The following is a 10280-nucleotide window of genomic DNA, read 5'->3' as shown; positions in this document are numbered from 1 at the left end:
CGGGGTGAGCGACCCCCCGCCGCTGGTGCGGCTCCCGGACGGGACCCTCAAGCACGTCTCCCCGCTCACCGGGACCCAGGTCTGGACGGTGCCCCGCCGGGCCCACCGACCGCGGCCGTCCGCGGGCGCGGACGCCCCGCGCCGTCCGCTCGACCCGGCCCTCGCGGGGCGGCACTGCGCCTTCTGCCCCGCGCGCCGGCTGGAGACGCCACCGGAGAAGGCCCGGCTCCTGCCGACCGGGGAGGTGCTGCACCACGTGCCCGCCGCGGCGCTCCAGGACACGGTCGCCGAGCTGCGCCGCGTGCCGAACCTCTTCGAGATCCTGTCCGTCGACTACTGGCGCTCCGACCACGGGTGGGTCGTGCCGCCGCAGGTGCGCGCCCGGGCGGCGGCGTACGTGGCCGACCCCCGGGGCCGGGAGCACGTGCTCGCCGTCCTGCGTCGCCGCGCCGCGGCCGAGGGGGTCGACGACGACGCCTGGGCGGCCCTGCCCGAGGCGGTCCTGCGCGAGCGGGCGGTGGACCTCTTCGCGGGAGCCCACGACGTCGTCGTCGCCCGGCGCCATTACGTGGACGGCGCCCGCTTCGAGGACGAGCTGGCCGGGCCGGGCACGATGACGCCGGACGAGCACCACAGGTTCGTCGCCTTCACCGTGGACGCGGTGCGGTCCCTGTACGACGAGCAGCCCCACGCCCGCTACGTCGTCGCGTTCCAGAACTGGCTGCGCCCCGCCGGGGCGTCGTTCGACCACCTGCACAAGCAGGTCATCGCGGTCGACGAGCCCGGGCCGCGGCTCGACGTCGTGCTGGGGCGCCTGCGTGCGGACCCGGACGTGGTGCGCCGGCGCGTCCTGGCGCACGCGCAGGAGCAGGGGCTCGTCGTGGCGCGGACCGAGCACGCCGTGGCGCTCGCGGGCGTCGGTCACACGTACCCCGCGCTCGAGGTCTGGTCCTTGGACGACCGACTGCCGTGGGAGCACGACGACGAGCAGGTCCGGGGTGTGTCGGACCTGCTCCACGCCCTGCACGCCGCGACGGGGGTCGCGATGCCCTCGAACGAGGAGTGGCACCACCGGCCGCCGGACGCACCGGAGCGACTGCCGTGGAACGTCGTGCTCAAGTGGCGCGACGCGACCGCCGCGGGCTTCGAGGGCGCGACCGGCATCCACGTGACGACCGTGGACCCGCACGTCCTGCGGGCGGACACGGTCGCGCGGCTGCGCGAGCTCCGGGCGGCCGGCGCCGTCGCGGACGTGCGCCTCGGCGACGAGTGACGCGTGACCGACGCCCGGTGCACCGCCGCGGCGCACCGGGCTCATCGGAGCAGGCTCACCGGACCAGCGCGCCCTCGTCGATCGCGAGGTGGACGGTCTCGTCGTCGTCGACCGTGGCGACGTCGTCGCCGCTCACCCACCGGTCGCCGCCGAAGAGACCCTTGTGGATGCGCACGTAGCCCGTGCGGGACAGCCAGGACGCGGCGGAGGCCGGCGGGCCGTCGTCGTCCAGGACGCCCTCCTGCCCCTCCCCGGTGACGGCGTCGGGGTCCCCCAGCCGCACGTCCTTGACCTTGCCGAGCTTCTGGCCGTGGACGTCCACGACCGGCATCCCCTCCCGGACCAGCGTGATCGCGCGAACCGGGTCACCGAAGGCGTCGGCGCTCATGGCTCCTCCTCGGGCTCGTCGTCGCCGTCGACCGTCGGTCCGGTGACCGCTGGTGCGGTCGGCGGTGGTGCCGCGGGGACGCCGCACCTGCTCCCAGTGAACGCCGCCCCTGCTCCCACGGCACGTCGGGACGTTCGGACCGCTCGCGGGGGCGGGCGGAGGGGTTCGGTGGGAGGTGACCTGTCACACCTCGGGGGAGGAGTCGTCATGGACGTCGAACGCGTGGAGCTCGGACCGGCCCGTCTGGTGGGGGTGCAGGAGACGGTCCCGATGGACCACCTCACGGAGTTCTTCGACCGCGCCTTCGGCGCCGCCGCCGGAGGGCTCGCCGCACAGGGCGCGCCCCCGACCGGCCCGGCGGTGGCGCTGTACCGGGGTGACGTGACCGAGGTCGTGGACCTGACGGCGGGCTTCGTCGTGCCGCTCGACGCCCCTGCCCCCGGCGACGGGCTCGTCGACGTGCGGCTCCCGGAGGGGGCGGCCGTGGTGACCGTCCACGTGGGTCCCTACGACACGCTCGAGCAGACGTACGCCGAGCTCGGCCGGTGGATGGCAGAGCGCGGCCTGGCCGCCCGCGACGTCATGTGGGAGGAGTACCTGGACGGACCGGCCGGCGAGCCGGACCCGGCCCGCTGGCGGACGCGCGTCGTCACCCCGATCAGCTGAGCCGGCGACGCCGCTCGCGCCCGAGCCGTCGCGCCCGAGCCGTCGCGCCCGAGCAGTCGCACGCAGAGCAGTCCCACGTCGACCAGTCGCACGTCGAGCAGTCGGACACCCAGCGGGGCACACCGAGGACTACCTGCACACCTGGGCCCGACCACGAGGGCCGGGCCCAGGTGCCGTCACCGCGGGGTCACCAGGTGGCGTCGCCCCGGATCACCGTGTCGGAGCCGCCGTCGACGAAGACGACCTGCCCGCACAGATGGGTGTTCTCCTCGCTGACGAGCCAGGCGAGGAGCCGCGCCGGCACGTCGGGCCCCATGAACCCGTTGAGCGGCATGGGCACCATGGACAGCAGGCCCTGCCGCTGCTCCTCGGTCGCGGTGAGGTCCGCCGTCATCGGCGTCTCCACGACCCCGGGGCCGATGGCGTTGAGGGGGATCCCGGCGCCGGCCCACTCCGGGGTCGGGGCGGTGCGACGCAGCCACCGGCACAACGCGGCCTTGGTGCTGGAGTAGACGAGGTTGCCCTGGTCCACCTCGAGGAGCTGCTTCACCCGCTGGAGCGCCGCGGCCTCGTCGCGGGCGAGGCAGAGGCCGACGAGCTCGTCGTCGGCAGGCAGGAAGCTCGCCATGGAGGCGGTGGCGACGGCACGCGGCGCGTCGGAGCCGACGAGCAGAGGACGCAGGACCTCGAGGGTCGCGACGGCACCGAAGAAGTTGACGGCGACCGTCTGCGGCGTGGGCGTGGCGAGTCCCGCATTGGCGACGACGGCGTCGATGCGCCCGCCCGTGAGCTCGCCCACCCGGGTGGCGAGGTCCGCGCGCCCCTCCTCCGTCGTCAGGTCGACGACGACGTCCGCGTCGTGGATGTCCACGCCGACGACACGGTCGCCGCGTGACTCGAGCAGCTCCTTCGTGGCCCGGCCGATGCCGGACGCCGATCCCGTGACCACCACTGTGCGCATGATCGCTCCTTTGCCATCAGCCGGTATCCCGACGCTAGGCGGGCGGAGGAGCGCCGTCGTCGGACCTACGTCCTCGCGGGCGGCGGCGTGGGTCAGGGGCGGTGCCGATCAGGGGCGGTGCCGATCAGGGGCGGTGCGGATCTGCGTCGGGCCGATCAGGGGTGCGGCGGATCACGGGCGTCGTGCCGGCCCTCCGCGCGCAGCCAGCTCGGCGAGGCTCGTCGCGAGCCGGTCGGCGAGCCCGGGCGCGCCGTCGGCGGGGAGCTCGTCCACGTCGAACCACGCGACGTGCTCGCTCTCGTCGCTGACGGACGGGACCGCGTCGGCGGCCGCCAGCGCGACGTAGCCGACGTCCCAGTGCGCCCGGCAGCGCCCGAACGCGCCGCTCAGCTCGTGCCGGTCCAGGTCCGTGGGCAGCACGCGGCCGTCGGGCCCGCCGACGAGGCGCAGGTCCGCGATGCCGCTCTCCTCGCGGGCCTCCCGGAGCGCCGTGGCGGCCACGGAGGCGTCGTCGGGCTCGGTGTGTCCCCCGGTCTGCACCCAGAACCGGCCCTTGCGGTGGAAGCACAGCAGGACGCGGCGCAGGTCGGGGGACAGGACCCAGCACGAGCCCGTGACGTGCTCCGGGCCGCCGTCCCGGGCCAGCGCGGCCGGTCCGTGCTCGCGGACCAGCTCCCGGTAGCGGGCCACGAGCTCCCGCTGCCTCGCGTCCGCCGGGACCCAGTGGTGCAGGTCGGCGAGGAGCAGGGCGGCGGGGGAGGTCGGCACCGCGTCAGGGTAGGCGTCCGCGGTCGCCCGCTGCGGGCGTGCCCGTCCGACGGCGCCTGCGCCCGGACGGCGGTCCGCCGCGCTCAGGCGGCCCGGCGCCGCGACGTCAGCCGGGCGACCAGCCACCACGCGACGAGGCCCAGCACGAGGGCCACCGCGAGGTTGAGGAGCACCCCCAGGACGCCGACGACCACCGCGAACGCCCAGTCGAGCGGGCGGCGCAGGTCGCGCAGCAGCGTGATGTGCAGGAGGCCCGCCACCGTGAGCAGACCCGCGAGCACGGGCAGCGGGAACGCCTGGAGGGCCGGCCCGAGTCCGGCGCCCACCCCGAGGGCGAGGCCGATCAGGACGGCCCCCATGGCGATCGACGCCCCGCCGGTCCGCGCCCCGAACGCGCGGTGCGCCGTGAACCCGCCCGCCCCGTGGCAGACCGGCATCCCGCTCACCGCCCCCACGCCGAGGTTCGCCAGCCCGAGGCTGACGGCCAGCCGGTTGGGTGTCACGCGGCGTGCCGCCGTCCCGTAGTAGCCGCGGGCGGCCTCCGCCGCGCCCACGCACGAGTTCGCGAAGGTCAGCGGCACCTGCGGCAGCGTGAGGGTCACCGCGGCGACGGCGACCACGGACCAGGACAGGTCGGGCAGCACCACGGGGGCGGGTCCGAGGGCGACGCCACCGGGGGCGGGACCGGTGAGGAGGACGACGACGACCCCGACCGCGACGAGCACCAGGCTGACGGCGTAGCGCCGCAGCAGCCCGGCGAGCACCGCCACGAGCAGCGCACCTCCCACCAGGTACGCGACGGGACGCGTGTGGTCGGTGAAGGTCGTCGGCGGGGCGGTGACGAGCCCGACGGCGACCTTGAGGAACAGCAGCCCGACGGAGAGCTGGACCGCCCGCACCAGCGGGAGGGGGAACACCCGGGCCGCCCGGTCCAGGAGCCCCGTGCCGCCCAGGAGGAGGAACACCGCGCCCATGAGGAGCGCGCCGGCCGCGATCTCGTCGGGGCCGAGCTGCGCGGCGATGGCGATGGCGCCGAACGCCTTGAGCGGCTGCACGGGGACCGGCACGCGGTAGTACCAGCCCGCGACCACGTAGAGGATCCCGGCCGGCAGGAGCGCGGCCGTGGCGGACAGCCCGTTGACCACGACCATCGCGACCGCGATGGGGACCAGGACGCCGACGTCGCCGACCGCGCCCGCGAGCTCCCGGACGTCGAACCGCGCCCGCAGGAGACCGTCACCCCGGGTGCGCGCGTCGTGGGCAGGCGCCCCGAGGGTCGGCGCTCCGTCGGCGCGAGGGTGGGCGCGCAGGTCGTCGGGCACGGTTCTCCAGGCTGTGAGGTGGGCGTCGGCGCCGCGGTCAGCGTACACGGCACTACCGTGCGTCCATGCGACTGGGTGTGCTCGACGTCGGTTCCAACACGGTCCACCTCCTCGTCGTCGACGCGCACCGCGGCGCCCCGCCGGTGCCGCAGTCGTCGACCAAGTCCGTGCTGCGACTCATGCGGTACCTCGGCCCGTCCGGCGAGATCAGCGAGGAGGGCGTCGACGCCGTCCTCACGGCGGTCCGCGACGCCGCGGTCCACGCGGAGGCCGCGGGTATCGACGAGCTCCTGCCCTTCGCGACGTCCGCCCTGCGGGAGGCCCCCAACGGGGAGGAGGTCCTGGACCTCGTCGAGTCCGAGACCGGGGTGCGGCTGCAGGTGCTCTCCGGCGACGACGAGGCCCGCATCACCTTCCTCGCCGTGCGTCGGTGGTACGGCTGGTCCGCCGGCGAGGTCCTCCTCCTGGACATCGGCGGCGGGTCCCTCGAGCTCGCGGCGGGAGGCGAGGAGGAGCCCGACGTGGCGGTCTCGGTCCCGCTCGGGGCCGGCCGCTCCACGATCGGCTACCTGCACGACGACCCGCCGACGGCGAAGCAGATGAACGAGCTGCGCGAGCACGCCACCGCGGTGCTCAAGAAGGCCGTCAAGGCGTTCTCCGGGACGCCCGACCCGGAGCACGTCGTCGGGTCCTCCAAGACCATCCGGTCGCTGGCCCGCCTGGCCGGCTCGGTGGCGGACGGCGTCGGCGCGCAGGACCGCCGGCTGCTCACCCTGGACCAGCTCGAGGACTGGGTGCCGCGGCTGGCCAAGATGCCGGCCGAGGCACGCCCGGCCCTGCCCGGGATCACCCAGGACCGGACCTTCCAGATCGTCGCCGGCGGCATCGTGCTCGCCGAGGCGATGCGGGCCTTCGGCGTGCGCGAGCTCGAGGTGTCCCCCTGGGCGCTGCGCGAGGGCCTCATCCTGCGGTACCTCGACCGGCTGGCGTAGCGGGCGCAGCCTGCTGCAGGACCGGACGTGTCGTCGCGCACCCCGGGGCGGTGACGCGGGTACGGTGAGAGTCTTGCTGGCATGACGGCCAGGAGTCGGATCGCCGCGGCCTCCCGCGTGCTCGCGGGTGCGGCGACGCTCGTCGTCGCCGCGGTGGTCGCGGTCGTCTCGTGGCGTGACGCAGGTGCCTTCGTCTGGGCGCTGGCGGGCGTCCCCGTGCTTGCGGTCACACCCATGCTGGCCCTGACCGCCCGCGGGAGGCCGGCGCGGCCGGCGACGACCGTCGCTGCCGTGGTCGTGGTGGTGTGGTTCCTCCTCACCGGACTGGGCACGGGCTCGTACTTCGCACTGCCCGGAGCGCTGCTCCTCGTCGCCGCACTGCTGACGTGGGCCTGGCCACCCCCGCCGGCCGGTCACCCGGTGAGCCGTCCCGCCGGACCCTGACGAGAAGCCGTCGTCCTCGCCCGACTGCAGCGGGACAGGCACGTGGCCGACCCCTCCTGGCCGAACCCTTCTAGCCGACCCCCGTCCGGCGATCCGAGGACGTTCGTCCCTCACGCGGCGGGTGCCCCCGGGCGTTCCCTGGGGGACAGGGGTGGAGACCCCGCCCTCTGCGGTCGACGGCGACTGGAGGTCACCATGAAGGCTCTCGTCTACCACGGCCCGGGCTCGAAGGCCTGGGAGGACGTCCCGGACCCGCACATCAAGGCTCCGACCGACGCCGTGGTGAAGGTCGACACGACGACCATCTGCGGCACCGACCTGCACATCCTCAAGGGGGACGTCCCGAGCGTGGCCGAGGGCCGGATCCTCGGGCACGAGGGCGTCGGGACCATCGTCGAGGTCGGCGCGTCGGTGCAGAACCACAAGGTCGGCGACCGCGTGATCATCGCGTGCATCTCCTCGTGCCGCGTCTGCGTGTACTGCCGCAGCGGCAACCCCTCGCACTGCCTCGCCGACGAGGGCACCTCGGGGCTCGGCTGGATCCTCGGCCACCTCATCGACGGCACGCAGGCCGAGCTCGTGCGGATCCCCTTCGCCGACAGCTCGCTCTACGCGCTGCCCGAGGGCGTGCCCGACGAGGCCGCGATCCTGCTCTCCGACATCCTCCCGACGGGCTTCGAGATGGGCGTGCAGTACGGCGCCGTGAAGCCGGGCGACACCGTCGCCGTCGTCGGCGCCGGGCCGGTCGGCCTCGCGGTCATGGCGACCGCCGGCCTCTACGGCGCGGCCCAGGTCATCGCCATCGACCTGGACGAGAACCGGATCGAGAAGGCGCGGAGCGTCGGCGCGACGCACGGCGTGAGCGCGGGGGCGGCGGACTGGAAGGACCAAGTGCTGGCGCTGACGGACGGCTACGGCGTCGACGTCGCCGTCGAGGCCGTGGGCATCCCCGCGACCTTCCGGATGTGCACCGACATGGTGCGCCCCGGCGGGCACGTGGCCAACGTGGGTGTGCACGGCCACCCGGTGGAGCTGCCGCTCCAGGACCTCTGGATCGCCAACCTCACGATCACGACCGGCCTGGTGAACACGACCACGCTGGCGATGCTCCTCAAGCTCGTGAAGCAGGAGAAGCTGCCCGTCGAGGCGTTCGTCACGCACCGGTTCGGGTTCGACCAGGTCCTCGACGCGTACGCGACGTTCGGCGACGCGGCCGCGACCAAGGCGCTCAAGGTCGCGATCGGCCACTGAGGCCGCACGCGTCCCGGCGCACCGACCACGGTCCGGTCGTCCTTCGGGGGGAGGGCGACCGGACCGCGCCGTGCCCGGGGTGCTCGGCGCAGGTCGGCAGTGCTCGGCGCGGGTCGGCGCTGCTCGGCGGTGTGCAGCCTGCCCCGGGAGCCTGCTGGCCGGGAGGGTCAGTCGGCGCAGAGGGCGAGCACGGCCGACCGCAGCGCGGGGGGCACGTCCACGTGGTCGTCGAGCCAGGCGAGGATCGCCCGGGCCGACTGCGGGGTCCGCTCGTAGCCCTGCACGAACGACGCGAGGTGCTCGGCGGCCAGCGGCAGCCGCTGCTCGGCGCGACGCTCCGGTGCGAACGGGTCCGCGGGCGCCGTCATCGGCGGCTCGAGCGTGGCGGCGATCTCCAGCACTCGGTCGACGGCGTGCTGCTGGACGAGCCGGGCGGCGGCGAGGCGCTCCCCCCGGTGGTACCGACCCAGACCGACGTACAGGTTCGTCAGCGCCTCGCCGGTGGACCACGCCACGTCGGCGGGTGCGGGGGCCGGGGCCGGCCGCGACGGGTGGAGCAGCGAGCGGTCCACGTCGTCGCGCGCCCAGACGACGTGCCCGGGCGTGAAGGGGATGCCCGGCAGCTCCTGCGGCTCGAAGACCGCGAACTCGCAGAAGACGCCGTCGGCGTAGAGGAGCTTGTACCCGTCCGGGGTGTTCCGGAAGGCGTGGTCCACCGGTGCGATCGCCGTCAGCCAGGTGAGGTCCTCGAGCATCGCGGCCTTCGCACCCGGCTCGACGACGGCGAAGAAGTCCAGGTCGGACCACCGGTCGAGGCGGTCGCGCTCGACGCCCACCGAGCCGAGGCCCAGCAGGGCGAGACCACGCCCGTCGGTGGCGAGGGAGCCCGCGATCTCCTCGAGGCGGCGCAGCAGGCGACGCACCGCGGCGTCGTCGGCCGCGGTGGTCGTCCCCACGGGCCGGGCGCTCAGATGCTCGGCTCGTCGGAGCCGGGCAGGTCGACGCGGAAGCGCCGGCCGGTCAGCTCCTCGACGGTGATCGCCACGAACTCGTGCTTCTCGGTCCCCACCCACGGGTGCAGGGGGAGGCCCTCGGCCTCCTCCGCCGCGGCGCCGGTGAGGTGCCGGGTCAGCCCGCGCGCGACGACGCTCACGGCGTGGTCGGCCTCGACGTCGTCCACCTCGAACGCCACGCGGTGGTTGACCGTGGTGCCGAAGAGCTTGTTGCCCTCGGCCGTGCGGAAGACGACGCGGTCGCCGTCGACCACGAAGTTCACCGGGACGATGAAGACCTCGCCGGCGACCTGGTAGGCGAGGCGGCCGAGGGCCTGGCCCCGCAGGACCTCCCACGACTCCGCGTCGGTGAGGGGTTGCACCTTCTCCGTCGGATCCATCACGCCACCTCCCAGGTCGGTCCTCCCCACGGTAGGGGGCGGAGGGCGCCGCGGCGCGAGACCTCCGTCGGGTGCGCCGCGCGGACCGGGGCGGTACGACGCGACGGCGGCCCGCGGCCCCGTCCCCGGGGCGGCGGTGGTCCGTGATCGGCGGGTGCACCACGATGGGGGGCGTGACCACCACGGATGCCGTCCCCCGCCGCCTGCGCTGCGCCCTCTTCGTCGACTTCGACAACGTCTACATCGGGCTCCGGCGCCTGGACCCGGTGGCGGCGGAGGCGTTCGCGACGCACCCGGGCCACTGGCTGTCCGGGCTGGAGAGCGGCACGGACGACGACGGCGAGTTCTCGCGCCGGTTCCTCGTCCGGGCGTGCTACCTCAACCCGTCGGTGTTCTCGCAGTTCCGCCCCAACTTCACCCGGGCGGGCTTCAGCGTCGTGGACTGCCCGTCGCTGACCCAGCAGGGCAAGAGCAGCGCGGACATCAACCTCGTCCTCGACGCCGTCGACGCGCTCGCGGCCGACACCTACTACGACGAGTTCGTCATCGTCTCCGCGGACGCGGACTTCACCCCGCTCGTGCACCGCTTCCGGGCGGCGGACCGGCGCGTCACGATCATCACGGCCAGCCCCGCGGCGAGCGCGTACCGGGCGGTCGCGGACACGGTCATCACGGCCGACGCCCTGACGGAGCTCGTGCTGCCGCCGACGCCCGAGCGGCTCGCGGAGACGGCCGCGACCATCGTCTCGGCCCCCGTGCCGCCCGCCGCCCCGGAGGTCCCCGCGGCGGCCGGCGCAGGGGGGGCCACCACGACCGCCCCCG

At 75.0% G+C, this 10280-nt stretch carries 12 protein-coding genes; 6 read left to right on the top strand and 6 right to left on the bottom strand.

Features of this window, described 5'->3' with window-relative positions:
* Positions 1-1273: DUF4921 family protein (locus N866_RS08650; protein ID WP_034225324.1), on the top strand; the 1273-nt coding region annotated here is incomplete at its 5' end.
* A 55-nt stretch (positions 1274-1328) separates the two neighbouring features.
* Here the strand turns inward: N866_RS08650 and N866_RS08645 are convergent.
* Positions 1329-1661, bottom strand: a complete 333-nt coding sequence (locus N866_RS08645) for a hypothetical protein (RefSeq protein WP_034225322.1) — start codon at positions 1659-1661, stop codon at positions 1329-1331.
* Positions 1662-1868: 207 nt separating this feature from the next.
* On the opposite strand from N866_RS08645, the gene N866_RS08640 reads away from it, so the two are divergent.
* Positions 1869-2327 carry a GyrI-like domain-containing protein gene (locus N866_RS08640; protein WP_052022656.1) on the top strand — a complete coding sequence of 153 codons (459 nt, stop codon included), beginning with the start codon at positions 1869-1871 and terminating at the stop codon, positions 2325-2327.
* A 187-nt stretch (positions 2328-2514) separates the two neighbouring features.
* Here the strand turns inward: N866_RS08640 and N866_RS08635 are convergent, their stop codons facing one another.
* From N866_RS08635 to N866_RS08625, 3 genes are all read right to left on the bottom strand, one after another.
* On the bottom strand, positions 2515-3288 hold the full coding sequence (locus N866_RS08635; RefSeq protein WP_034225320.1) for an SDR family oxidoreductase: 774 nt from the start codon (positions 3286-3288) through the stop codon (positions 2515-2517).
* A 171-nt stretch (positions 3289-3459) separates the two neighbouring features.
* Positions 3460-4056 (bottom strand): NUDIX hydrolase, encoded by a 597-nt coding sequence (locus N866_RS08630; RefSeq protein ID WP_034225335.1) that lies wholly within the window; start codon positions 4054-4056, stop codon positions 3460-3462.
* Positions 4057-4139: 83 nt separating this feature from the next.
* Positions 4140-5426, bottom strand: a complete 1287-nt coding sequence (locus tag N866_RS08625; RefSeq protein WP_052022652.1) for a putative sulfate/molybdate transporter — start codon at positions 5424-5426, stop codon at positions 4140-4142.
* 17 nt (positions 5427-5443) lie between these two features.
* Here N866_RS08625 and N866_RS08620 point away from each other — a divergent pair, with 17 nt between their 5' ends.
* From N866_RS08620 to N866_RS08610, 3 genes are all read left to right on the top strand, one after another.
* Positions 5444-6370 (top strand): Ppx/GppA phosphatase family protein, encoded by a 927-nt coding sequence (locus N866_RS08620; RefSeq protein ID WP_034225318.1) that lies wholly within the window; start codon positions 5444-5446, stop codon positions 6368-6370.
* An 81-nt stretch (positions 6371-6451) separates the two neighbouring features.
* Positions 6452-6814 carry a hypothetical protein gene (locus N866_RS08615; RefSeq protein WP_155855265.1) on the top strand — a complete coding sequence of 121 codons (363 nt, stop codon included), beginning with the start codon at positions 6452-6454 and terminating at the stop codon, positions 6812-6814.
* Positions 6815-7009: 195 nt separating this feature from the next.
* Entirely contained in the window at positions 7010-8065 is a 1056-nt protein-coding gene (locus N866_RS08610) for a zinc-dependent alcohol dehydrogenase family protein (protein ID WP_034225316.1), read from the top strand.
* A gap of 167 nt (positions 8066-8232) precedes the next feature.
* Here N866_RS08610 and N866_RS08605 read toward each other — a convergent pair whose 3' ends face one another.
* Together N866_RS08605 and N866_RS08600 are read right to left on the bottom strand one after the other, a co-directional pair.
* Positions 8233-9021 (bottom strand): hypothetical protein, encoded by a 789-nt coding sequence (locus N866_RS08605; RefSeq protein ID WP_216699406.1) that lies wholly within the window; start codon positions 9019-9021, stop codon positions 8233-8235.
* A gap of 11 nt (positions 9022-9032) precedes the next feature.
* Entirely contained in the window at positions 9033-9458 is a 426-nt protein-coding gene (locus tag N866_RS08600; RefSeq protein WP_034225314.1) for a pyridoxamine 5'-phosphate oxidase family protein, read from the bottom strand.
* 173 nt (positions 9459-9631) lie between these two features.
* On the opposite strand from N866_RS08600, the gene N866_RS08595 reads away from it, so the two are divergent.
* Positions 9632-10280, top strand: a 649-nt coding sequence (locus tag N866_RS08595) for an NYN domain-containing protein (RefSeq protein ID WP_245612455.1), incomplete at its 3' end; no start/stop codon positions are given.

The sequence above is a fragment of the Actinotalea ferrariae CF5-4 genome (genome assembly GCF_000603945.1).
Taxonomy (GTDB): domain Bacteria; phylum Actinomycetota; class Actinomycetes; order Actinomycetales; family Cellulomonadaceae; genus Actinotalea; species Actinotalea ferrariae.
The sequence above is the reverse complement of the archived record's forward strand: the minus strand, read 5'-3'. Positions and strand labels throughout refer to the sequence as shown.

Bases quoted from the DNA above. Each gene is read 5' to 3' on its own strand.
- N866_RS08645 (WP_034225322.1), bottom strand. From the start codon at position 1,661: ATGAGCGCCGACGCCTTCGGTGACCCGGTTCGCGCGATCACGCTGGTC.
- N866_RS08640 (WP_052022656.1), top strand. From the start codon at position 1,869: ATGGACGTCGAACGCGTGGAGCTCGGACCGGCCCGTCTGGTGGGGGTG.
- N866_RS08635 (WP_034225320.1), bottom strand. From the start codon at position 3,288: ATGCGCACAGTGGTGGTCACGGGATCGGCGTCCGGCATCGGCCGGGCC.
- N866_RS08620 (WP_034225318.1), top strand. From the start codon at position 5,444: ATGCGACTGGGTGTGCTCGACGTCGGTTCCAACACGGTCCACCTCCTC.
- N866_RS08615 (WP_155855265.1), top strand. From the start codon at position 6,452: ATGACGGCCAGGAGTCGGATCGCCGCGGCCTCCCGCGTGCTCGCGGGT.
- N866_RS08610 (WP_034225316.1), top strand. From the start codon at position 7,010: ATGAAGGCTCTCGTCTACCACGGCCCGGGCTCGAAGGCCTGGGAGGAC.
- N866_RS08600 (WP_034225314.1), bottom strand. From the start codon at position 9,458: ATGGATCCGACGGAGAAGGTGCAACCCCTCACCGACGCGGAGTCGTGG.